General features: G+C 61.3%; 19 protein-coding genes. 8 read left to right on the top strand and 11 right to left on the bottom strand.

The window, feature by feature from the left end; genetic code table 11:
- Positions 1 to 7: 7 nt before the first annotated feature.
- Positions 8 to 1129, top strand: coding sequence for a CaiB/BaiF CoA transferase family protein (locus IEX27_RS17060; RefSeq protein WP_188722291.1), 1122 nt, complete (start codon positions 8 to 10; stop codon positions 1127 to 1129).
- A 58-nt stretch (positions 1130 to 1187) separates the two neighbouring features.
- Here the strand turns inward: IEX27_RS17060 and IEX27_RS17055 are convergent, their stop codons facing one another.
- From IEX27_RS17055 to IEX27_RS17045, 3 genes are read right to left on the bottom strand one after another with little or no spacing between them, the layout of a single operon-like run.
- Positions 1188 to 2171, bottom strand: coding sequence for an ABC transporter substrate-binding protein (locus tag IEX27_RS17055; RefSeq protein WP_188722290.1), 984 nt, complete (start codon positions 2169 to 2171; stop codon positions 1188 to 1190).
- Positions 2172 to 2209: 38 nt separating this feature from the next.
- Entirely contained in the window at positions 2210 to 3940 is a 1731-nt protein-coding gene (locus tag IEX27_RS17050; RefSeq protein ID WP_188722289.1) for an ABC transporter permease, read from the bottom strand.
- 1 nt (position 3941) lies between these two features.
- A complete protein-coding gene (locus IEX27_RS17045; protein WP_188722288.1) occupies positions 3942 to 5039 on the bottom strand; it encodes an ABC transporter ATP-binding protein in 1098 nt (365 codons plus the stop codon).
- A 139-nt stretch (positions 5040 to 5178) separates the two neighbouring features.
- On the opposite strand from IEX27_RS17045, the gene IEX27_RS17040 reads away from it, so the two are divergent.
- The 5 genes from IEX27_RS17040 to IEX27_RS17020 are packed head-to-tail and all read left to right on the top strand — an operon-like array spanning position 5179 to position 10620.
- Entirely contained in the window at positions 5179 to 6378 is a 1200-nt protein-coding gene (locus IEX27_RS17040; protein WP_188722287.1) for a CaiB/BaiF CoA transferase family protein, read from the top strand.
- The gene (locus IEX27_RS17035; RefSeq protein ID WP_188722286.1) at positions 6375 to 7505 is read left to right on the top strand and encodes a 2-hydroxyacyl-CoA dehydratase family protein; all 1131 of its coding nucleotides are present in this window, start codon (positions 6375 to 6377) and stop codon (positions 7503 to 7505) included. The genes IEX27_RS17040 and IEX27_RS17035 overlap by 4 nt, the downstream gene beginning before the upstream one ends.
- Positions 7498 to 8787, top strand: coding sequence for a 2-hydroxyacyl-CoA dehydratase family protein (locus tag IEX27_RS17030; RefSeq protein ID WP_188722285.1), 1290 nt, complete (start codon positions 7498 to 7500; stop codon positions 8785 to 8787). Before IEX27_RS17035 ends, IEX27_RS17030 begins: the two co-directional genes overlap by 8 nt.
- Positions 8788 to 8796: 9 nt before the next feature.
- Positions 8797 to 9789, top strand: coding sequence for an NAD(P)H-quinone oxidoreductase (locus IEX27_RS17025; protein WP_244630420.1), 993 nt, complete (start codon positions 8797 to 8799; stop codon positions 9787 to 9789).
- 33 nt (positions 9790 to 9822) lie between these two features.
- On the top strand, positions 9823 to 10620 hold the full coding sequence (locus IEX27_RS17020; protein ID WP_188722284.1) for an IclR family transcriptional regulator: 798 nt from the start codon (positions 9823 to 9825) through the stop codon (positions 10618 to 10620).
- A gap of 8 nt (positions 10621 to 10628) precedes the next feature.
- Here the strand turns inward: IEX27_RS17020 and IEX27_RS17015 are convergent, their stop codons facing one another.
- Positions 10629 to 12407, bottom strand: a complete 1779-nt coding sequence (locus IEX27_RS17015) for an SLC13 family permease (RefSeq protein ID WP_188722283.1) — start codon at positions 12405 to 12407, stop codon at positions 10629 to 10631.
- Between the two features lie 141 nt (positions 12408 to 12548).
- Here IEX27_RS17015 and IEX27_RS17010 point away from each other — a divergent pair, with 141 nt between their 5' ends.
- Positions 12549 to 13139: a P-loop nucleotide/nucleoside kinase family protein gene (locus IEX27_RS17010; protein ID WP_188722282.1), complete on the top strand. Its 591-nt coding sequence runs from the start codon at positions 12549 to 12551 to the stop codon at positions 13137 to 13139.
- Here the strand turns inward: IEX27_RS17010 and IEX27_RS17005 are convergent.
- The 6 genes from IEX27_RS17005 to tcuA all read right to left on the bottom strand — a co-directional run bounded on the left by IEX27_RS17005 (position 13084) and on the right by tcuA (position 21644).
- A complete protein-coding gene (locus IEX27_RS17005) occupies positions 13084 to 13956 on the bottom strand; it encodes an ABC transporter permease (RefSeq protein ID WP_188722281.1) in 873 nt (290 codons plus the stop codon). The two genes, IEX27_RS17010 and IEX27_RS17005, sit on opposite strands and share 56 nt — an antisense overlap.
- A 2-nt stretch (positions 13957 to 13958) precedes the next feature.
- On the bottom strand, positions 13959 to 14924 hold the full coding sequence (locus IEX27_RS17000; protein ID WP_188722280.1) for an ABC transporter permease: 966 nt from the start codon (positions 14922 to 14924) through the stop codon (positions 13959 to 13961).
- A 6-nt stretch (positions 14925 to 14930) separates the two neighbouring features.
- On the bottom strand, positions 14931 to 17000 hold the full coding sequence (locus IEX27_RS21585) for an ABC transporter ATP-binding protein (protein ID WP_188722279.1): 2070 nt from the start codon (positions 16998 to 17000) through the stop codon (positions 14931 to 14933).
- Between the two features lie 230 nt (positions 17001 to 17230).
- Positions 17231 to 18652 (bottom strand): MmgE/PrpD family protein, encoded by a 1422-nt coding sequence (locus IEX27_RS16990; protein ID WP_188722278.1) that lies wholly within the window; start codon positions 18650 to 18652, stop codon positions 17231 to 17233.
- A gap of 18 nt (positions 18653 to 18670) precedes the next feature.
- Positions 18671 to 20068, bottom strand: a complete 1398-nt coding sequence (locus IEX27_RS16985; RefSeq protein WP_188722277.1) for an MmgE/PrpD family protein — start codon at positions 20066 to 20068, stop codon at positions 18671 to 18673.
- Positions 20069 to 20126: 58 nt separating this feature from the next.
- Positions 20127 to 21644: an FAD-dependent tricarballylate dehydrogenase TcuA gene (gene tcuA, locus IEX27_RS16980; RefSeq protein WP_188722276.1), complete on the bottom strand. Its 1518-nt coding sequence runs from the start codon at positions 21642 to 21644 to the stop codon at positions 20127 to 20129.
- Positions 21645 to 21748: 104 nt separating this feature from the next.
- Here tcuA and IEX27_RS16975 point away from each other — a divergent pair, with 104 nt between their 5' ends.
- The gene (locus tag IEX27_RS16975) at positions 21749 to 22693 is read left to right on the top strand and encodes a LysR substrate-binding domain-containing protein (protein WP_188722275.1); all 945 of its coding nucleotides are present in this window, start codon (positions 21749 to 21751) and stop codon (positions 22691 to 22693) included.
- 59 nt (positions 22694 to 22752) lie between these two features.
- Here IEX27_RS16975 and IEX27_RS16970 read toward each other — a convergent pair whose 3' ends face one another.
- Entirely contained in the window at positions 22753 to 23928 is a 1176-nt protein-coding gene (locus IEX27_RS16970; protein WP_188722274.1) for a mandelate racemase/muconate lactonizing enzyme family protein, read from the bottom strand.
- Positions 23929 to 24032 lie beyond the last annotated feature (104 nt).

Genomic DNA, 24032 nt, shown 5'->3' with positions numbered 1-24032 from the left:
ACGACGATTGAACGGCTTGCAGAATTCCGGCCCGCTCGATGGGATCAGGGTCATTGATCTCACGCACGCACTGGCGGGTCCAATGTGCACCTACCAGCTTGGCTTGCAGGGTGCCGACATCATCAAGGTTGAATCACCGAAGGGCGACGATTTCCGCCCCCGCCCGCATGGACGGTTCGCGGCCGTAAATGCTGGCAAGCGCTCGATCGTCCTGGATCTCAAGACCGACGAGGGAAAGCAGGCCCTCCGCAAGCTGATCAGCTCTGCCGACGTGGTGGTGGAGAATTTCCGCCCCGGTGGCGCGGCGCAGCTGGGGCTCGACTGGCAGGCACTGCACGCGGAAAACCCGCGTCTCATCACCTCTTCCATCAGTGGCTACGGCCAGGAGGGACCGATGAGCGCGGCACCGGCCATTGAATGGTCCGTGCAGGCTGTTTCCGGTCTTTCGTCCATCTATCTGGATGATTCCAGCGACGAGATGGAGCTAGGCGTCGGCATGCTCGATCCGTTCACCGGCTATGTCGCGTTCAGCGCTATTCTCGCCGCCCTGCTGAAGCGGGAGCGCACCGGCAAAGGCGAGCGGCTCGATGTTTCGATGCTTGATGCATCCTTCGTGCTCGCATCCAGCAGCGTCACCGCTGCACTGTCGGGCGGCCCAGGCTCGCTTGGCAAGCGCCCGCAGATGGCCCGCTACCGGGCGCGAGACCGCCGCATCTTCATTGCCGCGCTGACGCCGGCCTGGATGAAGAAGCTCTGCGAGATCATCGGCGCACCGGAGCTCGCAACCGACGAGCGTTTCGCTACCCCCGCCGCCGTCCAGAAGAACGCGCGTCAGTTCGTCGAAGAAGTCAACGCAAGGCTCATTACGCGTGACGCAGAAGAGTGGGAAAGACTGCTCAACGCCGAGGGCGTGCCTGCGGGGGCATCGCGCGAGATCACCGAGATCGCGGCGAACGAACAGGTCGCCGTTCGAAAGCTGGTCCATGAGGTCGATGCCGAGGAAGGCAGGGTCAAGGTCGTTGGAAGCAGCTTCTCGATGGAAGGCTCCACCAGAGCACCATCGCGCGGCGTGCCCCGCCTTGGGGAACACACCGACGAAATCCTTCTGGAGTTTGGTATCAAGGCATGAAAAAGGCGGCGCTTCGCGGGAAGCGCCGCCTTTCTATTCACCTCAGCTCAGACCTGGCTCAGAGGCCAAGCAGCTTGTAGATGTTCTCGGATGCCGCAACAGCTTCCTTCGGGTCGACGTTGAGGATCTTCGGCATCGGACGGGTATTCGGGATACCCTCGACCGGCGAGAAGCCGTCGTAGTTGTTGATTGCCTGAGCCTCGTTGGTCATCAGGAAGGCAAGGAACAACTTGGCTGCATTGGGATGCGGACCAGCGGCAACAAGGCTTGCAACGTTGTTCGAAGAGATCGACGGCTCGGGGAAGCTCTCGTCCAGCGGCGCGCCGCTAGCAACCAGACCCGTCACCACCTGATGGATGCCCGGCGCGTAGATCGCCTGTGCGCCAGCTGCCACCTGCTGGATGCCCGGCACGGCACTCTGCGAATAGGTGGCGTGGGTGCCAAGCTTGCGCAGGAAGTCGTCTCCATAGAGATCGTGCAGCATCTTGTAGAACTGGTTCGACGTTACGCTGCTGCGCGGGTCGGTCAGGATGACCTGGCCTTCATACTCCGGCTTGATCAGGTCTTCCCAGCTCTTGAGACCTTCCGGAACCATATCCTTGTTCCAGACGAGCGAGTATGGGTTGTAGCCGATCGTCAGAGCAGCTGGGCCCTTGGCTTCTTCCGGCCAGTTTGCGTAACCGGGAACATCCTCGACGCTCGAGAACAGCTGCTTCTCAAAGCCATCGTCGTGGAAGGCACGGTCGGTGCTGTAATAGACGTCAGCGATCGTGTTGTTGGTGTCGTGCTCTGCCATGAAACGCTGGGCGAGAGCGGACGAAGCCTGGCGCTGGATGTCCACGGTGATGCCATAGGCCTGGGTATAGGCATCGCCGAGTTTCTGTACCAGTGACGGATCGACATTGGTATAGACCGTCAGCGAGCCTTCAGCCTTCGCGGCTTCCACGAGCTCTGCCGGAATTTCGGTCTGCGCCGAAGCGCCAACAACAGTCGACAATGCCACTACAGCCGCAAAGGCTGACGTCGCAACATAACGTTTCAAGCTGTTACTCCCACGCATGGAATTTCCTCCCTGGTTAATCAAGATGTTGCCGTACGCTGTCCCCGCCGCGTGATGAAGAGCATTATTCCAACCAGCGTCGTGGATATTGCCGTAATAATCAACGCAAGCGCTGCCACCTGCGGGAAATTGCCGAAGTTCCACAGATCCAGAAGCACGCGGCCAATAACAGGATTATGCGTACCGGACAGGAAAGCGGAAGCTGTCACTTCGCCGACCGTATGGACGAAAACCATGATCCAGCCCGCAACAAGGCCCGGCATCGCAAGCGGCAGTGAGATCTTCCAAAGGGTGCGCAGGTCCGAAGCCTTCGAGACGCGCGAAGCCTCAGCCAGTTCGGTTCCGATAGACGCGGCTGCCGAAGCGGAAGCGCGGGCCGCGTAGCTGATGGTCATCACGATATAGGCCAGCAGCAGGATCGTCGTCGTCCCGTAGATGCGGATCGGCTCCCGGCTGAACGCCAGGATGAAGGCGACGCCGATCACCGTGTGCGGGATCGTCGCCGGCAGTGCGGTGAAGATGTCAGCGATCCGCCGCGCAACACCATTGCGGTTGAAGTGCAGCGCGATCGCACCGGTCACCAGCATGTTGAAACTAGCGACGATGAACCCGAGCGTCAGGCTGTTGATGAGAGCACTGACCGTCTGCCTGTTCTCAAACAGAACGAAGTTGAAGTTCGCAAGCGTCAGCGTCGCGAAATTGACCGCAGGCGTCCAGAACGGCTGCAGCGAGACCAGCAACAGGCCGAGGATCGGCAGAACGGACGTCGCAAAAAGATAGAGCACCGCAAGGGCGTAGGCGAGCCAGCGAAGCTTGCCCAAGCGCACCGGCGTATGCCGGAATCCCTTGCCGGAAATCGCCGCGTTGCGTCCGGGCTGCGCGATCAGGTTCTGCAGCAGCAGCATGATCTGGACCATGACCAGCAGGCCGATGGAGAGCGTGATGGCGGGGCCCGTCTGTGCCGGATAGGCCTGAAGAAGCCGGAAGATGAAGACTGAAATCACATCGATGCGCGCGCCGCCGCCGAGCACCGCTGGTACGGAGAAGAGGCTGACGCCGGAGATGAAGCCAAGCAGGATCGCCGCAGCAAAGGCCGGCTTGATCGCCGGAAGGGTCACCCGCATCATCGTCTTCAGCGGTCCCGCCCGACTGGTGCGCGACGCTTCTTCCATGGCGGGATCGACGCGCTGCAAGGCAGCCGACACCACGAGGAACACGTAAGGTACGGTGTAGAGGCCGGTGATCAGCACGAGGCCGGTCATCGTATAGATGTTGAATGGCCCGACGCGCGAGGTGATCCCAAAAAGCTCCAGGAACTGGCGCAGCGGGAAATTCAGGAGCCCTGCCCTCGGATCGAGCAGCACAGCCCAACCGATGACGCCTGCGATGGGTGGGACGATCAGTGCGCAGAGCGGCAGCAGCTGGCCAATGAAGCCCAGGCTCGCATCACTTCGCTCGTTCACCCAGGCAAGGATCGACCCGACCAGAAGCGCAAAGAAGGTCGCGCCGAAGACAACAATGGCCGTGTTCCACAACACCGTCGGAACGGTTCGCGACAGCGGACCATTCGTGATCTCGCCGAAGCTTTTGACGATGTTTTCGAACTCATAGACGATCGCGATGCCGAGCGGATAGACCACCAGCACGACGATCGCGAGCAGCAGCAGCCATAGCACGGTGGAGAATGGCGTCAGCTTCAGCCGGCTGACCCGGCTTCTGTTGGCTGTGGATGCTCCCGCGGCAGCTGACATGTCAAACCTCCCGCGGAAAGGCATGAATCCGCTGTGGGGCGCAGCCGATCGTCACCGGCTCCTTCTCGCCAACGGCTATCGGCGTCTGCGTGGTCACGACCAGCTCGCCAGCTGCCGTTTCCACGAAATGCTGACGGCTGGCGCCGAGATACAGCGTGCGGACGAGTGTTCCGGAGAACCTGTTGTAGCCCTCGCCGACCCCGTCGAACGAGCAATGCTCCGGCCGGACGACCAGCCACACCGGCTGCCCTGCAACGAGGTCCGAATGGAAGTTGCCGACCTCGAGCTCACCGATTGCCGTCTCGACGGTCAGGACGTCTCCGACGCTCTTCACCGTACCCGCAAACTCGTTTGCCGATCCGATGAAGTCGGCGACATAGCGCGAGTTCGGATAGTCGTAGATCTGTTCCGGCGAACCGACCTGCGCGATCCGGCCAACGTCCATCACCGCGATACGATCAGCCAGCGCCAATGCCTCGATCTGATCGTGGGTCACGTAGACCGCCGAGAAATTGATCTGCGACTGGAGCGAAAGCAGTTCCAGGCGAAGGCGCTCGCGCACCTTGGCATCGAGGTTGGAGAGCGGCTCGTCAAACAGGATCAGCCCGTCGCCGGAAACGATCGCGCGCGCAAGGGCGACACGCTGCTGCTGTCCGCCACTCAGCTGACCGGGGAACCGGGCGCTATAATCTCCAAGACCAACCTTGGCGAGCGCTTCCTTCGCCAGCACTGATGCGTCAGCGGAAGACTTGCCGGTGTTGCGCAGCGGATAAACGACGTTGTCGAGGACGCTCAGATGCGGCCACAGCGCGTAGGACTGGAACACCATGCTGAGATCGCGCCGCTCCGGCGGAACGTAGACACCCTTCTCCGACGAAAAAACCAGCTTGCCGTCGATGATGATCTCACCTGCATCGGGTTCTTCAAGGCCCGCAATGCAACGCAACAGCGTTGTCTTACCGCAACCGCTCGGCCCGAGGAGAACGACGAATTCACCGGCGTCAATGTCGAGGGAGACATTGTCCAGCGCCACATGGGAACCTCGCTTGGTCTTGTAAATCTTGGTGAGATTCCGCACGGAAACACGTGGGCTAGTCATTCCTCCTCCGTCCGCTCCTCGGCAATTGGGTGTTCTTTTTGCTTGCTAAAGGTACACGCTGAGTATCATACTATGCAATAAAAAACCACGATATGATACTATCTATAACGGTTCGCCCGTTGCCGGAGGAAGAACTCGCATGACTGCTGCGCTACAAGGGATCAAGGTCCTCGACCTGACTCACGTGATGTCAGGCCCATTCTGCACAAGGCAGCTCGTGCTGCTTGGAGCTGAGGTCATCAAGATCGAAAAGCCCGGCGATGGCGACGTCATGCGCTACTACGGCCATGATCCGCAGTTCGGACGGAACTCACCCAATTTCGTCGGCTACAACGCGGGCAAGAGGTCAGTCGCACTCGATCTGACCACCGAACTGGGAGCCGAAGCTCTACGCCGCCTTGTTGCAGATGCGGATGTGCTTGTGGAAAACTTCCGCCCTGGCGTGCTCGCAGCGCGAGGCTTCGGCTGGGAGGAATGCAAGGCCATCCGTCCGAACCTGATCTATTGCTCGATCTCCGGCTATGGCCAGGAATCGATTCTGCGGGATAATCCCGCCTACGATCACATTGCCCAGGCCATGTCGGGCCTCATGTCGCTGCAGGGCGGTCCGGAAGATCCGCCGATCAAGGCTGGCTTCCCGCTGATCGACACCTTCTCCGGCTACATGGCAGCCTTTGCCATCGTGTCTGCCCTTCTGCGCCGCGAGCGCACCGGCGAGGGCCAGCGGCTTGATGTCAGCATGCTCGACGCCTCGATGGTGCTGATGTCCTCGATGATCCTCAAGTACAATGCGACTGGCGTCGTGCCGCCACGCGTCGGCAACAAGGGCTTTTCCCTCAGCGCCACCGCCGACATGTTCCAGACGAAGGACCGTCCGATTTCCATCGGCGCGAATACGGACAAGCAGTTCGAGGCGCTTTGCAAGCTCCTGAAGCTCGAGCATCTGTTGGAAGATCCGCGCTACGCCAATGCCTCCGGCCGGTGGGAGCACGCCGACACGTTGCGTCCAGTCGTGCGCGAAGCCATTGCGGAATGGCATGCCGAAGAGCTTGAAGTCGCGCTGAACCGCGTGAGCGTCCCCGCTGCGGTGGTGCGTGACCTCGCCGGTATCGTGGCACACCCGCATTTCAACGGTCGCGATACGTTCCAGACAATTCAGGTGCCCTCCTGGGGTCGCGAGACGAAGGTTCTGAATGGCGGCTTCGGCGCGGATGCCGATGCGCCCAACAGCGATCTTCCGCCGCCTGACCTTGGCGAGCACACGGAAGACGTGCTCCGCTCCATCGGATTTGAGGGCGAGGAATTGCAGCAGCTGCTTGCGGAGGGGCAGGTTCAGTGAGTAGTGACGTCGCGAAATCTGCATGCGAGCGCATAGATCTCGCATTTTCCAATCCCGAAGCGAATGCACGAGCCTTCAAGGATGCAGGCGGAAAGGTCGTCGCATTCCTTGGCGCGACCGTTCCGGTCGAGATCATAGCGGCGGGTGGGGCCTATCCGCTCCGCCTCAAAGGTGGGTCGGGAGACACGGCGCTCGCTGACGAATTGATGGAGCCGGTGCGCGAACTCTACCTGCGCCGCATCTTCAACAGGCTTCTTGCCGGAGCGCTGGACTGGGTTGATCTCATCGTCGTGCCCCGCAGTTCCGAAGGCCTGCTGCAGTTCTATTATCTGATCGACTATGCGCGGAAGTTCCGTGGCCACACGCACATGCCCAAGGTGGTGCTGCTGGACCTGCTACAGACGCCATTCGACTATACGATCGCCTATAACAAGGCCCGTCTCACCGAACTGAAGGCGGAAGTTGAAGCTGTTACCGGCCGGACGATCTCGGACGAAGCTCTCGCTGGCCAGATCAAGCTCTACAACTCGGTTCGCGGCCGCTTCCGCAACGTCATCGAGCAGCAGGGCCCTGCCGGCACGCTGCGGCTCAAGCTTGCGAGCTTCGGCCAGACCCAACCTGCTGCCGAGTTTGAATCTGTACTCACCGACCTTTGGCTGGGAAGCTCGCAGATATCGAAGGGCGCTCGTGTCGCTCTGTCCGGGTCGCCGCACGAGACCGCCGACCTCTACGAAATCTTCGCCTCAAGCGGGCTAGACATCGTCGCCGAAGATCACGACTGGGGCGCCGGCATCTATGCGCACGACGTTGCTGAGAACGCCGATCCCATCGCGGCGCTCGAAGAACGCTATCGCCTGCATGGCATCAGCATGCGCCAGTTCGTTCGCGCCAAACCGGAATACGACGTTTCAGGAAAGGACGTCCGTCCCGAGGCTGTTGCCTTCTACTTCGAGGAGAATGACGACACGCTCGGCTGGGAATACCCGGAAGAACGCAAGCGCCTGGCGGATGCGGGTATTGCTACCGCTCTTCTTCGCGGACCGGTGAACAGTGACCGCTGCCTCGCCGCGCTGAAAGACCTTGCAGATCAGTTTGCAGCCAGGACAGAGGGGGGAAACCATGAGTGACGCAGCATTCAAGTCCGTCGCCGACCAGCCTCTGGACGTCTCGGCCAATGCCAAGGCACGGATGAAGCACTGGTTCAACGACTTCCGTACCCGTTCCATGGAGGCAGGCGAACCTTACGTCATCGCCTCCGCGGTCTCCCCGCACGAAATCTTTCACACGATGGACGTGCCGGTTGTCACCAACACCTGGTACTCGTCGATCATCTCCGCCAAGCGCCAGTCTCCCTACTATTTCGACCTGATGGAGAAGCTTGGCTATCACTCGGATCTGCCGCGCTATCTCAGCCTTCCCATGATGACGACGCTCGACAACGATCCCGAGCGCGCACCCTATGGCGGACTTCCGAAACCCGCGCTCATCCTCGATCGTCTTCGCGGCGATTACGCTCAGCGCATCACGTCCAAGTGGGCTTCAGCTTTCGGTTGCGAAGCCTTCTATCTTGACGCGACGGCGCAGACGGAACTGATCCCGAACTGGTGGGAGCTTGCCCAGCGGGATTGGGAAACGCTCTACGAAAGCCATCGTCTGGACTATCAGGTCGAGCAGCTGAAGGCACTCATCCAGGTTGCCGAGCGGGTCACCGGGCGCAAGTTCAACTACGACGATTTCGAGGGTGAGATGCATCGCATCAATCGCGCCGGCGAGAACGTCGAGCGCGCCCGAAATGCGATCGCAAGTGCGGAAAAGTGCCCTGTCAGCATGCCGGACCAGCTGTCGAACGTCATGGCGGCGACCTGGAACCGTGGCTCGCAATGGTCGGTCGACCATACCAAGGCCTATGCCGACGAGATCGAAGCGCGTGTGAAGAACCGGGAAGCCATCTGTCCGGGCCAGAAGACCAAGCTTCTCTGGCTCAACACCGGTCTGTGGTTCAACACGGCCTTCTACCGTGCGTTTGAAGAAAGCCATGGAGCCGTATTCGTCTGGTCCATGTACTCGAACTACCTCTCTGACGGCTATCGCAAGTACTTCGACAAGGATCCGCTGAGGGCGCTCGCCGCGCGCAGTATGTCCATGAACGAGCAGCTCCACCTGCCGCCATGGATGGCGGGCTGGATCCTGAAGCAGGCGGAAGACTTCGGTGCCTCGGGTGCAGTAATGCTGACTCCGGTTGGCGACCGTCTCTCCTCCTACGGCACGCGCGCCTGCATCGACATGCTTGAGCGAGCTGGTCTGCCGGTGCTTGAGCTTTCCGCCAGCATGGTGGATGCCCGTCTTTGGGATAATGACGCGATGATCGCCGAGGTTGGCGACTTCATCGAGACCCGCGTACAGGTGTAGGAAACAGCAATGTCCTTGATGCGAGTAATCGAGATCTCCGAACCGGGCGGACCGGAAGTATTGCGTCTTGCCGAGCGCCCCATTCCGCAGCCTGAAGCAGGCGAAGTGCTGATCCGCGTTGTGGCGGCCGGCCTGAACGGCGCGGACCTCGCCCAGCGGCGTGGCGTCTATCCGCCGCCGAAAGGAGCCTCCGACCTTCCCGGCCTGGAAGTATCCGGCACGATCGCCGCGCTTGGCGATGGCGTTACCGGGCTTACCGTTGGTGATCGGGTCTGCGCGCTCCTGGCAGGCGGCGGCTATGCCGAATATTGCACTGTTGCGGCGAGCCAAGTTCTACCGCTTCCAGAAGACATCTCGTTTGAGGATGGCGCTGGCCTGATGGAAACCATCGTCACCGTATGGGCGAACATCTTCGATCTCGCAGGACTTCAAGCCGGCGAGACCGTGCTGGTGCACGGCGGCACGAGCGGCATCGGGACGACGGCGATCCAGCTTGCCAAGGCGTTTGGCGCCAAGGTCGTTACCACCTGCGGCAGCGACGAGAAGGCTGCGTTCTGCCTCGACCTGGGTGCAGACACCGCCATCAACTACCGGACAGATGATTTCGCGGCAGTCATCAAGGAAAAGCACCGCAACGTGAATGTCATACTCGACATCATCGGTGGCCCCTATCTGGAGCAGAACATCCGCTCCATGGCGCCGCGCGGACGCCTGGTCTTCATCGCCTTCAACCAGGGGCGACATGGCCAGCTCGACATCGCCCGGGTGATGATGAACGGCCTGACGGTGACAGGGTCTACCTTGCGAAGCCGCCCTGTTGAGGAAAAAGCCCGGCTTGTTGCAGAGGTATGGGAGAAGGTCTGGCCGTTGCTGCAAGAGGGCAAGTTCAAGCCAGTTACTGACCGCATCTTCCCTCTTGAAGACGCCATCGAGGCGCATAAAAGAATGGAAGCGAGTGCCCATATCGGGAAGATTATTCTCTCGATGCCCCCGCTGGACTAACGGGGGTCTCATTTCAGGGGGGAGAAGCGGTTCATGGACGTCGATCTTAAAAAGGAGTCTGAGGACCGCCCCTACAAGGTGAATGTCCTCGATCGCTCCGTGGCGATCCTGGAGACGCTATCGCAGTTTGGGCCGAGCCTGACGCAGGCCGAAATCGCCAAGCTCACCAATCTGCACGTGAGCACCTGCATGCGTCTGCTGATCAACCTGCGCCACCACGGGCTGGTCGGCAAGGATGAAGACAGCGGACGCTACCGGCTCGGCTACCGCCTGATCGATTGGGCGGAGGGCGCACGCGGCAGCTCCGGGCTGGTCGACATTGCCCGTCCGGTGATGCGCGAGCTTTGCAACACGTTCAATGAAACTGTGGTGCTCAGTGTCATGTCTGGCGATCACCGCGTCGATATCGAGCAGTTCGTCGGACGCCAGTCGATCCGCCGGGTTGTTACGCTCGGTGTCGAGAAGCCGCTCTACGCCGGTGCGGCCAGCCGGGTTCTCCTTTCCGGCCTCTCTACCGCGGAACTCGACAGCTACCTGGAGCGGGTAGAGTTGCAGAAGCTCGCCACCCACACGATCACCGACCCCGAGCAGCTGAAAGCGTCACTGCAGGAGATCCGCGAGAAAGGCTACGCAGAGGCCGGACAGGAGCAGTACGAGGAGAGCGGCATGGGCATCGTCGCGCCAGTCAAGGGTGTGCGCGGTGAAGTCGTGGCCGCTCTGGGCGTCTCGATCCCCCGCTTCCGTTATTCGGAAGAACTGCGGGAGCGCATCCTGCCAGCTGTTCTGGAGGCCGCGGCCAAGGTCTCCCGCAGCGTCAGCGGTACTCGTTAGCTACCCGCCTACAGTCCATAGAACAGATAGATCGCGTAGCAGGTGGCCACGCCGACGATGACATTCATCGGCAGTCCGATCTTCACGAAATCGCTGAACCGGTAGTTGCCGGCGCCATAGACCAGCGTGTTGGTCTGGTACCCGATCGGCGTTGCAAAGCTGGCGCTCGCGCCGAACATGACAGCCACCACCAGCGCACGAGGGTCGATCCCCAGTTGCTCACCAAGGCTGATGACGATCGGGGTGAAGATGACCGCGACCGCGTTGTTCGTCACACATTCAGTGAGCGTCGAAGCCAGCGCGTAGACGATGAGCAACGCCACGAAGGGTGAAACCATCGACATGACAGGCGTGACCCATTCGACAATCAGCCTGACAGCGCCGGTTTCCACCAGCCCCTGCCCTATGATCAGCATCGCGAAGATGAGGACGAGGATTGCGCCGTCGATCGAGCCCCACGCTTCGTCCGCATCGATACAGCGCAGCACCAGGATCGCAGCAACGGCAATCATGGCGAGGATCCCGATATCCATGACGTCGAAGGCCGCGAGCGCCACCACCAGCCCAAGCGCCAGCAGCGCCAGAGGTGCCTTGGTACGGCGGAAGGCGCGCGCAGTCGAACGCGAGATCGAGACGAGCTCGTTCTCGTTTGAAAGTTCGTCCAGCGCCTCGGCTGTTCCTTCCAGCAGCAGCCTGTCGGCCGGCCGCAGCCGCACGGAGCCCAGGTCTGGCCCGGCAACATGCCGGTGACGATGCACGCCCAAGATGCGCACGCCAAAGCGACGCCCAAGCGCCAGACTTGACAGGAGCGCGCCGTACCCGATCCGGCCGGGCGCCACGACCGCCTCGGCGGTGACCCGCTCGCCACTGCCCGTGGCCGCCCGCCGCTGGCCAACGCGCAGCCCTTCGCGCTCACTCAGCGTCAGCAATTCCTGCGAATTGGCGACGACGATAAGCGCATCGCCCTTCTTCAGGACGATCTCCTCGAAGTTTTTGCGCACCACCTTCTTGTCGGTCCTGACACCTGTGATGCGCAGACCGGGCTGCTTGAAATCGCCAATCTCGCCGATCGGCTTTTCCGTGTAAGTCCCTTCGGAAAGGATCGTCACTTCCGAGAGGAACTCGCTGTCGCCATCCATGGCAAGCTCGCCATTGTCACGCCTGTCAGGCAGCAGAAACCTGCCAAGCACGAGCATGGTGATGATGCCTGCCGCAGCGGTAACCAGCCCGATAGGCGTAATCTCGAAGATCGAGAAGGGCTTCAGCCCCTGCTCACGTGCCACGCCATCGACCAGCAGGTTGGTGGAGGTGCCGATCAGGGTCAGCGTACCGCCAAGAATGGCCGCATAAGAGATCGGGATTAGGAGCCGTGTTGATGCGATGTCGAGCGCGGCGGCGAGCCGGAAGACGATCGGGATCAACACGAGCACTACCGGCGTGTTGTTCATGAAGGCAGAGGCCACGATTGCCGTGAACAGGAAGACGATCAGCGCCAGGCTCGGATGCTTCTTCGAGCGATCGAGCACCATGCCGGCGACGTTTTCCAGAACCCCCGTCCGCACCAGCGCTCCTGTCAGGACGAACATTGCCCCGATCGTCAGGGGCGCGGAATTCGAGAAGACGGACATCGCCTTTTCGGTCGGTACGAAGCCGAGCACGACGAACACGGCAGCCCCGGCAGCGGCTGTAACCTCCGCCGGATACCTCTCCCACACGAACATGCCGAAAAGCAGGATCACGAGTGCGATGGCGATTGGAGCTTCATAACCTGCGAATAGTCCAGCCATAAATTCTTCAAGCCCCTGAGCATCACCGACCTTAAACGGCTGCTCCGTAACTTGGGTTCACGGGGAAGGAAAGAATTTCTAATAATTATTCTGTCCGATGGCACACAGCTCTTCCGGCAGGGTCAAAGGGAGGACGCCACCATGATTGTCTGGATCAACGGGCCGTTCGGCGCAGGCAAGACAACACTTGCCAAGGAACTGACTACCCGCTCGCCCGAGACGCTCATCTTCGATCCGGAGGAACTGCGCTTCATCGTAAAGGCAGACTTCCTGACGCCTCCAGGTGGAGATTTTCAGGACCTGCCCCTTTGGCGGGATCTGACCGTAGCAGCGCTTCGAGAGATCAGAAGACACTATTCGCAGACCATCATCGTCCCTATGACGCTCGTGCAGCCGGACTATCTCGCTGACGTTCTTGGGCGGGCTGCTGAAATCGATAACCGGTTCCTGCACGTTTTTCTGACGCTCGACGAAGAGATCCTTCGGCAGCGCATAGTCAACCAGAAGATGCACCCCGATCCGGAACGCGACGCGCAGATCCGTGAGTGGCGACTGGCGCAGGTCGAGCGATGCCTGGCGGCAACACATGCGCTACCCCAGGGGACAGTCCTGCTCGACAGCAGCGCACACACGCCGGGCGACCTTGCGGATAAAGTCCTCAATGCCATGGAGCAGCTCAGGTGCGGAAGCGCGGGTCCAGCCAGTCGCGGAGCGAATCCCCCAAAAGATTGAAGGCGAAAACGGCAAGGCTGATGGCGAGGCCCGGGAATATCACCATCCACGGCGCCTGCGCGAAGAACTCCGTAGCGCTTCCAGCCAGCATGAGGCCCCACGCAGGCGTCGGCTCGGAAACACCGAGGCCAAGAAAAGACAGTGAAGCCTCAAGCAGGATCGCCTGCGACATGTAGACGGAAAGCAGCACGAGGTATGGCGCGACAAGGTTCGGTGCCATGTGTCTGAAGATCACCCGCGTGTTCGAGTAGCCTGCGACCCTTGCTGCTTCCACATAGGACATGCGCCGTATCGACAGCGCCGAGGAGCGAATGACGCGCGCCACCTGCGGAATGATCGGTATGGTGATGGCGGCGATCAATCCAATGTCGATGCCGAAGACGAGCGTCCGCCCCATGATCGCGACGACCACGAGCGCCAGGACGATCAGCGGAAACGAAAGCAGGATGTCAACGACCCGCTGGATCGCGTAGTCTATGCGTCCGCCGAAATAGGCCGACGAGGCCCCGAGGATTGCACCAAGCGTGCAACCGAGAAGCGACGATACCAGGCTGATCAAGAGCGCGGTCCTGGCCCCATAGATGATGCGGGTCAGGATATCGCGGCCGAACGCATCGGTTCCCGCCCAATGAGCGGAGCTTGGGCCCTGAAGGATGGAGGTGAAGTCGATGACTTCCGGATGATAGGGCGCTACGCGCTCCGCAAAGACGCCGGCGAAGAACATGATCAGGATCAGCAGCAAACTGATCGCGCCCAGCGGCTGCTGCCGCGCGAAAGAGAGGACGCTGCTTCCCCGGGATGCCATGGCTGCGATCATCTCTAGGCCTCCGCCGTTCCATACCGAATACGCGGATCGAAGACCGCATAGAGCAGGTCCACCACCAGGTTGGCGAAGATGTAGATCACGGCGAAAAGCATCACCATTCCCTGGATCATGATGAAGTCGCGATTGGCGACCGCCTGCACGAAGAGCTTGCCAAGTCCGTTCAGGTTGAACACCTGCTCGGTGACCACCAGACCGCCGAACAGGAAGGCAAATTCCAGCCCGATGACGGTGATCGCCGGCAGCAGAGCATTGCGCAGCGCATGGCGTCCGATGATGATGCGCGGCACCAGGCCCTTCGCCCGCGCGGTGCGGATATAATCCTCGCCCAGCACTTCCAGAACGGTCGAGCGGATGATGCGCGCGAGCACCGCTGAAAACCTGTAGCCGACGGCGAGCGCCGGCCAGATGAGCTGCGAGAGGTTTCCCGCCGGATCGCTGATGAAGGGGATGGTGGTGATAGGCGGCTGCCAGCCGTAGGTCTGGAGCAGCCATATCAGGATCAGCATACCCACCCAAAAGCCCGGTACCGACAGCCCGGCCATGGTGAAGATGCGCGTCGCGTAGTCGATCGCGCCACCGCGCTTCAACGCGGAGAGGGTGCCGAGCGGCACAGCGATCAGCACGCCGATCGCCGTCGACATCAGCGCCACTTGGAAGGTCGTCCAGAAGCGCTGGGAGATCTCCACGATGACCGGACGTCCCGTCCACATCGACCGGCCCATGTCGAATTGCAGCAGGCCCAGCATCCAGTCAGAAAACTGGTAGATCAGCGCCTTGTCGAGACCGAGACGCGCACGTTCAGCATCAATGACTGCCTGCGATACGATGGCGCCGTCGCCGGTGAGTTTTACCGCCACGACATCGCCCGGGATGACCCGCAGGAGAAAGAACGTGATGACTGCTGCCCCAAGCAAGGTGGGGATGGTGAGCAGGAGCCGGTAAGCGATGTAATTGAGCATCGTCCCTCACACCTTGATACAAGCTACATAGTGGCCCGGCCTCACCTCGCGCGGCTGCGGAACCTGAGCCTTGCATTCAGCGCTCGCCAGCGGACAGCGGGTACTGAACACGCAGCCCTGCGGCGGGTTAAGCGGGCTTGGAATTTCGCCCGGCGCCACCCTCACCGGACGCTGCCGTTCGAGCTCGGGATCGGGTACCGGCGCGGCATCCAGCAGCAGTCGCGTGTAGGGGTGCAGCGGATTTTCATAGAGCTCGTCACGGCTTGCGAGCTCCATCAGCCGTCCGAGATACATCACCGCAACGCGGGTCGAGATGTGACGTACGACAGCCAGATCGTGGGCGATGAAGAGGTAGGTGAGATCAAACTGCTTCTGCAGGTCGATCAAGAGGTTGATAACCTGCCCCTGGATCGACACATCAAGCGCCGAAACCGCTTCGTCGCAGACGATGAAGCGCGGGTTCAGCGCCAGCGCCCGGGCGATGCCAACACGTTGACGCTGTCCGCCCGACAGTTGGTGCGGGTAGCGTTCAGCGATCTCGGGCCTGAGACCAACCTGATCAAGCAGCGACCGCACGCGGTCTTGCCGCGCCTCACGGCTGCGCTCGGTCCTGTGCGCGATCATCGGCTCCTCGACCATTTGCGCAACCGTCATGCGAGGGTTGAGCGAGCTGTAGGGATCTTGGAAGATCACCTGCACGTCGTGGCGGTAGCGGGCGAAATCCGCCTTGTTCAGCTGGTAGATGTCCTGACCGTCGAACCGGATTGAACCGCGCGTCGGCTTGTCGATCGCCAGCAGCAGCCGCCCGACCGTCGTCTTGCCACAGCCGGATTCGCCCACGAGACCCAGCGTTTCGCCCGCCTGGATTTGCAGGTCGAGGTCGGCGACGGCCCGAACCTCGCCGATGCGACCGAAGATGCCGCCCTTCTTGACCCAGTAAGACTTGCTGAGCTGTTGCAATTCAACCAGCGCGGTTTTGGCCTTGGGCAGAGAGACCACCTCTCCTCCACCCTGCGGCGAGCGCCATTTGAGCTTGCCTTCGGCAATTTCATCGCTGCGGAAGCAGGCCGATCGTGTCCCGACATCGGTGAACTCCAGCTGGGGCGGCTGGCTGCAGATCTCGATGCGGAAGGGACAGCGATCCGCGAAGGGGCAGCCTGCAATCTCTTTCGAGGGATCTGGAGGAAGACCTTCGATGGCATTCAGACGACTGCGCGCGCCCTGATCGAGACGCGGGACAGAAAGCAGCAGTCCCATCGTATAGGGGTGACGCGGGGTCTCGAAGATTCTGGTTATATTGCCCTCTTCGACCAGGCGACCGGCATACATAACGAAGACCCGGTCGGCGTAGCGCGCAACGATGCCCAGATTGTGCGTGATGATGATGAGCGAGATGCCGAGCTTGCGTGTCAGGTCGCGCATCAGCTCCAGGATCTGCGCCTGGATCGTGACGTCGAGGGCTGTCGTGGGCTCGTCGGCGATGATCAGCTTCGGATTGCAGGCAAGGCCGATGGCGATCATCACGCGCTGGCGCATGCCGCCTGAAAATTGATGCGGGTAGCTGTTCAGGCGGCTTTCCGGATCCGGAATGCCAACGAGAGACATCAGCTCGATCGCCCTGGCCTCTGCTTGCGCCGTAGTGAGTCCGAGATGGGTCTGGAGCGGCTCGATGATCTGCAGCCCGATCGTCAGAACCGGATTGAGCGAGGTCATCGGCTCCTGGAAGATCATGGAGATCTGCCGGCCGCGGATGGTCCGCATCTCATGCTCGTTGAGCGAAAGGAGATTGCGCCCGTCGAACGTGATGCTGCCGCGCGCCTCGGAGTTCGCCTTCGGCAGCAGGCCCATGACGGACAGGGCGGAGACGGACTTGCCGGAGCCGGACTCGCCAACGAGCGCGATGATTTCGCCGGGCGCCACGTCGAAATTCACGTCGCGGACGGCCCGCACGAGCCCGCGCGAGGTTCGAAACTCGACTTCAAGATTGCGGACCGACAGAAGCGGTTTGGCCACGCCCTCAGTCTCCAGCACGTGCGGAGAATGGGGCTTCAACTCTCGACCCGAAAAGTTCAGCATTCTCCTCCTCCCAATCTGTGTCGCCCGGCCCTCATCGCATGCAATGCCCGCCAACCTTCAAGGCACACTCCCTCCCAAGAGTGCACCGGCCGCCCGGGCTATGAGAGCCGATCAGTCATCAGTCGCTACGCAAATCCGCTCCCGGTGTTTTCATCTCCACGATTCAGAAACCCGACCATAGCGGACATCCGCGGCCTTCTCTACGGCTTCCCCTTCAGCTTTGTTCATGATCAGGCTCTCTGCATCGAGGTGGCGGCTGCTTCGCCAAGCAGCGTCACAATCAGCGCGACACTTTCTGTCTCCGGTATTTCCAACAGTGCCTCAGCGGTGTCGTGTGCACGGTTGCCGAATAGCCACTGGGTGTTGCGGGCAAACTTGTCCAGCACATCAGCTGGCGATAGCGCGGCTTCAGGACTGCCGGGATGGAACGGCACGTGCTTCGTGTAGGTGCGGCCGGCCACCTTCACTTCCATTCGTGCCGGGCAATGGGCCGGATAATCGGATTCGGGATCTTCCGCCGTGGTGATCCGTGCGGCCAGCGCCCGGATGGTCGGAGAAGAGAGCCTATCATCGCTGAACGACTCCAGGCCTATGTCGCCATAGAGCAATGCGCTCGCCACCACGAAAGGCAGGCTGAAGCGCGCCTCATGGCGCAGTTCCGGCGCAAGCTTCCGCTCGCGCGGTTCCGTCACAAGCGTCAGGCCGGGTTCCGCCAGCTTGCAGTGGATGGCCTCGATCGCCGCAACGTCCATCCGGTCCCTCGCCATGTCGACCAGGATCTGCTTCGCCGCTTCGATGAAGGCATGCATGAGCTGGCAGCAGGGATATGGCTTGAAGGCCGTGTCGAGGAGGTGCCAGACAGAGCCGAGCCCTGCACCTGCCGTATCCCACTCGAGTTCCCCTTTGATAGGAGTGAGATGGGTCTGGAAGAAGCCCATCTTGCCCTCATAGACGCTTTCAGGGCCGGTGATCCCGGCGCTCGCAAGGTCCATGGCCACGATGCCGGAATGCGCGCCCCATCCGCCGTGGATGATCTTGGAGGTGGAACCGGTGCGGGTTGATTCCTGAATGCCGGACGCCATGGTTCCGGCAATGCCTAGCGCCGAGACGATCTCGTCAGCGGAATGGTTACCGAGCCGTCCGACGCCTGCCACCGCCCCAAAGCCGCCAATCAGGCAGCTCGTGTGATATCCGCGCTCAAGGAAGCGGTCGCGGGCCACAAATCCGAGCCTGATCATCGTCTCGTAGCCCGCCACGATTGCCGTCAGGGCATCTGCGATGGAAGCGTTGCGATCTTCCGCGACGGCCATGACGGCGGGCACTACCGTGGAGCCCGGCCGAGCAAGAGAAGAGCCGTGTTTGTCATCCATCTCAAGGGCCTGCGCCATAGAGCCGTTGACGAGTGCTGCCATTTCCGGCCGCATCCGGGAGCCGACACCGTAGACGGTCGCGCCTTCGGGCGTTGCCCACTTTTTGGCAAGTGCCCGCGCCACGGCGCCGCTTTCCTCGCCTTCGGCAGCTCCGGCGATGGAGACGCCGAGCGAATCCACGAGGTGCAGCAAGGCGCCTTTGCGAACCTCCGGAGGAATGTCGGAGGTCCGGAGGTTTGCCGCGAATTCGGCGTGACGCCGGGCAAGGGTTTGATGTGCCATTCTTCTGGTCCTACCTACTCAGTCGCGGAGGTCCTGCAACGCGACACCCAACCTTGCACCGGGGCTCTCCTGCTGATCGAGGCTGCTGACGATGTCCTCTATCGTCTTGACGGCCTCAGCCTTCAGCACCCGGCCCGCCAGGTCGCGGAACTTTTCCTTCAAGGCTTCCGGTGGGATCGGATTGCGCCAATGGCCGCTGCGATAGGTGACGGATTCTTCCAGCACCCGGCCGTCCTTCAGCTTGACGGTGGCGCGCACGGCACGCATCTCATGGGGCCCGCCCGCATCCAGTTCCGGATCGATCACAACCTCAATGCGGTTTGCCAGATCAAGGATCTTCGGGTCGCGCAGCTTCTCGTCGACATATTGGTCGATGAAGGCGTTGCCCTCGAGCAGGGTGACCGCTGCAGTGTATGGCAGGTTCATCTGCGCCGTGATGGTTTCCTTTGGCACGTAGGGCCAGCCGCAGTGCACATGGACCATCTTGGTCGTGGCGATGACGACCTTCTCGACATCATCGGCGGTGATGCCGTGCTTCTCGCGCAGCGCCTGCATGGCGTCGACGGACGTGTGGCTGCTTGCCAGCGAAGAATAGCGCTTGAAGCCGTTCTTGAGCATTTCGAATTCGCTGCCGAGCCCATTGGTGGCCCAGCTCAGGTCATACTTCTCCGAATAGGTGGAGCAGAAGCCGCCGTAAGGAGCTTCGAGCACGTCGCGGACGCCCGTCAGCCCTTCCCGTGCGCACATGGCCGCGATGATGCCGTTCTGAGCTGCCTTGCCGGAGTGGAAGCGCTTTGCCATCGCGCCGAACTGGGAGGCCATCAGTCCCGCTGCCTGTGAACCGGCCAGGCCCAGCGCACTGACGAACTGGTCTGCATCTAGACCGAGGATCTTTCCGGTCGTGGCCGCGGAAGCGAAGGTGCTGGTCAGGCCGCAGGGATGGAAACCGCGATGGAAAGCGCTGGGGCTCACCGTATTGCCGATGCGCGTGCCAAGCTCATAGCCGACGACGGTAGCAAGGATCATGTCGCGTCCGTTGAAACTGCCCAGCCCTTCGGCTGCGGCTACAACCGGTGGCACCACGCCCGCACCATAATGCGACATGGACTGGTCGTGGCAGTCATCGAGCTCGAAACCCTGCGCGGACGTGCCGTTGACGAACACGACGCCAAGCGGGTCACCCTTCTGGCGCATGCCCCAGACACTTGCCGTCTGCGCCTGGCCCAGGCTCTGGACCACACGTGCAACGGAGTGGCTCCACGGCATTGTCGATCCATAGATGCCGCAGGCGAGGCTATCGAGAATGCACTGCTTGGCGAATTCGATCGTTTCGACTGGCAGGTCTTCGTAGCGCAGGCCCACGGCGAACTCTGCCAGGGTACGCGTTACTGGGGGTTGGGTAACGGCAACGTTCACGGCAATTCTCCTCCTCAGAATAGCCGCCCACCTGGGGGCGCACTACAGAATTAAATCGTCAGGCAGGCACCCTTCCCTCAACGGCCGCGCGTGCGGCGTGGCGTCCGGCAAGCCGTCCGAAGACCGATCCGCTGGTGAGCCCGCTGGCGCCCGGATAGTTGAAGTAGAACAGTCCTCCGACCATCTCGCCGGCGGCATAGAGCCCCCGGATCGGCCTCTGATTGGTGTCGATGACCTGGCCTTCGGTCGAAATGCGAACACCGCCGAAGGTGAAGGTGACGCCGCAGGTCACCGCATAGGCTTCGAACGGCGGCGTATCGATGGGATTGGCCCAGTTGCTGCGCGGTACTGGAAGGCCGTTAGCGCTGCGTCCATCCTTGGTGTTGGGATCAAACGCGACGTCCTTACGCACGGCCGCGTTGAACTCGGAGATTGTCCGGGCGAGCTGCGCGCCATCCACCTCATCGAGCTGTGCGATCAGATCTTCGAGGGTGTCGGCACGCACCTTGGTAACGCGCCGCGTGCGATATTCGTCGGTGAGCAGGTGAAGCACCTTGCCGTCATAGATCTGCCAGGCCACCTGGCCCGGCTGACGAAGCACTTCCTGCCCGTATTTGGCGTATGTGTAATTGCGGAAATCCGCGCCTTCATCGATGAAGCGGTGGCCGGCCGAGTTGACGACGATACCGAAAGTATAGCTGTGGCGCTGGTATTGCGGCGTTACGGCCATGTCGCCGAAATCTTCGGCGTAACGCTCCCAGGCCGTGGCGTGACAGCCCGACCAATGGCCATAGGGCTGTGCCCCTGCCTTCAGCGCCATCGCCAGCCCATCGCCGGTGTTGTACCGACTGCCGCGCACCTTCGCGAGATCCCAGCCTGGCCCGAGATAGCGGGCGCGCCACTCCGCATTGCCCTCGAAACTGCCGCAGGCAAGGATGACGGCTCCCGCGTGGATCCTGCGCATCTCGTCGTTGACCTTGACGACGACGCCGGAGGTGCCGCTGACGTCGTCATGGATCAACTCCCGCACCCAGGCCTCATAGAGGATATGAACACCCTTGGCCTCAGCCGTTCTGTAAAGCGCATCGACCAGCCCCGGACCGCCGTCTGCGACCACGAGGGTCGTGCCGCCCCAGAACTTGAAGCGGCCGTCCACCCGGTAGGCCTGACGGCCGAAATTGGGCATGAAGCGGACGCCGTTCTTCTTCAGCCAGAACAGGATATCCCTGCTGCTACGCACCAGGATTTCGCAGAGGTCAGGGTCGGTGCGGTACTGGGTCACCCGCATCATGTCATCGAAGAAGTCCGCCTCGGTATATTCTCCGAAGTCGCTGTTGGCGATCTCGTCTTCGGTCAGACCCGGAGCAAGCGCCACCACATCCTCGACGCCATTGTAAACGGCGCGATACTTGCCGTCGGTAAACGTGCTGTTGCCACCGCGTTCGCTCTCAGAAGCGCGCTCGAGCAGGACAACCCGCGCACCTTCGTCGGCTGCGGAAATGGCCGCGCACAGGGCAGCGTTCCCGCCTCCCACAACGACTACATCATAGTTTGATTTGAGGTTCCGCGGCTCCATAACAGCTCGCTCCCGGCTTTTTCTTAAGAGCACGGTAGCCAACAAGCAGTATGCAGTCTAAGAATAAGATGAAATCCTGGTATTCTCGGAGAGATATACTCGGCATGAACATCCTGCAGATGAAGTACATCGTCGAGATCGTCCGCCACAACAATCACCTGTCGGCGGCCGCCACCGCGCTGAACACCTCGCAGCCTGGTGTCAGCAAGCAGATCAAGCTCTTGGAGGAAGAGCTCGGCTTCGAGATCTTTGAGCGCACGCGCAACCGCATCATCGGCCTGACCTCGCTTGGCCACGAGGTCGTGGGCATAGCAGAGCGCATCATCTCCGAGATGGAGGGACTGCAGAACCTGAAGGAGGAAAGCCGGTCCCGGGACCGTGGCCAGCTGGTCATTGCGACGACGCATACGCAGGCCCGCTATGTCCTGCCGGATGTGATAAAGCAATTCGTCGGACAATACCCATCCGTCCAGCTCATCCTCAAACAGGGTGATCCCGAGCAGGTTTGCGAAATGGTGGAGAATGGCGATGCGGATCTGGCCTTTGGTCCGCAGACGATCCGGCCCTTTCCCCGGCTGCTCAGGCTTCCATGCGTCGAGCTCACCCGATGCATCGTGGGAAGGGCGGATCACCCGATCTTTGAACGTTCCACCATGACGCTAGAAGACATCGCGCGCCATCCGTTGATTGCCTACGATCCGAGGTACACGGGACGGTGGCGCGTGATGGCAGCCTTCGACGCGGCTGGCCTGAAGCCAAGCATCGTCATGACCGGCATCGATGCCGACGTTTGCAAGACCTACGCATCCGTGGGCCTGGGCCTGACGATCCTGCCCAGCGTCACCTATGATCCCGAGCATGACAAAGGTCTGCAGGCGCGCGACGCAAGCCACCTTTTCCCAACCAGCGTGTCGACGATCGCACTGCGCCGTACCGGCTATGTCCGCCCCTTCGTGCTCGACTTCATTGCGCTGACTGCGCCCCACCTGACACCATCGGCAGTACGCGAAGCCCTGCGCAATGGCGCCAACAGTGTTGCTGGTGATTAGAGCAATTCCAGGAAAAGTGGGGACCGGTTTTCCGTCCGCAATTGCGTTAAAACAATGATCTAGAGCCGGATCTCGGTCCGGTGGATCGTATGCCGCTCAAGGGCATCTTCGTCGATGATGACGCCCAGCCCCGGCCCGGTGGGGACGGTGACCATTCCGTCCACGAGCTCAATGGCGGGTTCGCCGACAAGCGGATCTCTTCCAGCCCCCCCAAGGGCAAAGGCAAATTCGGCCGCGCCGAACATGCGGGTTGCCGGAATGGACGCGCAGAAATGGGCCGAGGCAGCGGCCTCCAGCTGCGACTGGACGGCAAGTCCACCACTATTCAGCTTCACGCCGGCGGCTTCTGCGATGGCTGAAATCTTACGCGCCGGCGTCAGGCCACCGACCTTGTAGAGCTTGATACAGAAGACGTCGACGGCGCGGCACTGAGCGAGCTGGAAGGCATCCTCGATGGTGAACAGGCTCTCGTCCGCCATCACCGGAACGCCGGCTGCCTTGTCGCGGATGGCCGCGAGTGTCGCGATGTCCCTGCGACCTGTCGGCTGCTCGATATAGCCAAGATCCAGAGGCCGGACCGCTTCCATGAAGGCGATGGTGTCGCTGTAGCTCCAGCCCGTATTTGGATCGACACCGATGACAACGTCAAAGCCCAGAGCGTTGCGCACTGCCTCGAAATTGCGCACGTCGCGACGCCAACCTTGCGGACCTGCGGCCTTCAAGCAGAGGACCTTGATGCCATATTCCTCCACGGCACGCCTGGCTTCCTCGATCATGACTGAGACATCGTCGGAAAAGCTGACGGACCATTCGATCGGCAGTTGCGGCTGGCAGCATCCTCCCAGCAATTGATGAACCGGCACACCGAGCGCCTTACCCCAAGCATCATGCAACGCAATGTCCAGCACGGCGCGGGCCGCAGGGTTGCCGGCAAGCCTGCTGTCGAAGGCCTGATGTGCGCCTTCAAAGTCGCCCAGCTTGCGGTTTTTCAGAAGCGGACCGTAGATGTCCCGGATCGCGGCAACCATGCTGTGCACGGTATCTGCAACGAAATGGCCGGGGCTGATGGCCCTGATCTGGCCGTAACCGGTGACCCCGTCCGCATGCAGTTTGACGAGAACGGGTTTTCCCAGCGCATCCTTGGATGCACCCGTGTCATAGCTGCCGCTCGAGAACGTGCGCTGGATGCGCGTGGGCAGCTCGGTGATGAAGATTTCAATTCGCTCGATCACCATTGGAGCCTCCATTGGATCAGGTGGCCCTAAGACTGTCGGCAAAGCAAAGAGCCGTCAAAGGCCTTGCGTTCCACTATGAGAAATCTGACCAATTTGCAGGACAT

Source organism: Nitratireductor aestuarii, assembly GCF_014641695.1.
Taxonomy (GTDB): Bacteria; Pseudomonadota; Alphaproteobacteria; order Rhizobiales; family Rhizobiaceae; genus Chelativorans; species Chelativorans aestuarii.
Note: the sequence above shows the minus strand (reverse complement) of the source record. Positions and strands in the feature narration are given on the sequence as shown.

What these genes read in the sequence shown, in the direction of transcription:
- IEX27_RS16990 (WP_188722278.1), bottom strand. Translation starts at nt 18,652, where the DNA reads ATGGCACATCAAACCCTTGCCCGGCGTCACGCCGAATTCGCGGCAAAC.
- IEX27_RS21585 (WP_188722279.1), bottom strand. Translation starts at nt 17,000, where the DNA reads ATGCTGAACTTTTCGGGTCGAGAGTTGAAGCCCCATTCTCCGCACGTG.
- IEX27_RS17040 (WP_188722287.1), top strand. Translation starts at nt 5,179, where the DNA reads ATGACTGCTGCGCTACAAGGGATCAAGGTCCTCGACCTGACTCACGTG.
- IEX27_RS17015 (WP_188722283.1), bottom strand. Translation starts at nt 12,407, where the DNA reads ATGGCTGGACTATTCGCAGGTTATGAAGCTCCAATCGCCATCGCACTC.
- IEX27_RS17000 (WP_188722280.1), bottom strand. Translation starts at nt 14,924, where the DNA reads ATGCTCAATTACATCGCTTACCGGCTCCTGCTCACCATCCCCACCTTG.
- IEX27_RS17010 (WP_188722282.1), top strand. Translation starts at nt 12,549, where the DNA reads ATGATTGTCTGGATCAACGGGCCGTTCGGCGCAGGCAAGACAACACTT.
- IEX27_RS16975 (WP_188722275.1), top strand. Translation starts at nt 21,749, where the DNA reads ATGAACATCCTGCAGATGAAGTACATCGTCGAGATCGTCCGCCACAAC.
- IEX27_RS17030 (WP_188722285.1), top strand. Translation starts at nt 7,498, where the DNA reads ATGAGTGACGCAGCATTCAAGTCCGTCGCCGACCAGCCTCTGGACGTC.
- IEX27_RS16970 (WP_188722274.1), bottom strand. Translation starts at nt 23,928, where the DNA reads ATGGTGATCGAGCGAATTGAAATCTTCATCACCGAGCTGCCCACGCGC.
- IEX27_RS17050 (WP_188722289.1), bottom strand. Translation starts at nt 3,940, where the DNA reads ATGTCAGCTGCCGCGGGAGCATCCACAGCCAACAGAAGCCGGGTCAGC.
- IEX27_RS17045 (WP_188722288.1), bottom strand. Translation starts at nt 5,039, where the DNA reads ATGACTAGCCCACGTGTTTCCGTGCGGAATCTCACCAAGATTTACAAG.
- IEX27_RS17020 (WP_188722284.1), top strand. Translation starts at nt 9,823, where the DNA reads ATGGACGTCGATCTTAAAAAGGAGTCTGAGGACCGCCCCTACAAGGTG.
- tcuA (WP_188722276.1), bottom strand. Translation starts at nt 21,644, where the DNA reads ATGGAGCCGCGGAACCTCAAATCAAACTATGATGTAGTCGTTGTGGGA.
- IEX27_RS17005 (WP_188722281.1), bottom strand. Translation starts at nt 13,956, where the DNA reads ATGATCGCAGCCATGGCATCCCGGGGAAGCAGCGTCCTCTCTTTCGCG.
- IEX27_RS17025 (WP_244630420.1), top strand. Translation starts at nt 8,797, where the DNA reads ATGTCCTTGATGCGAGTAATCGAGATCTCCGAACCGGGCGGACCGGAA.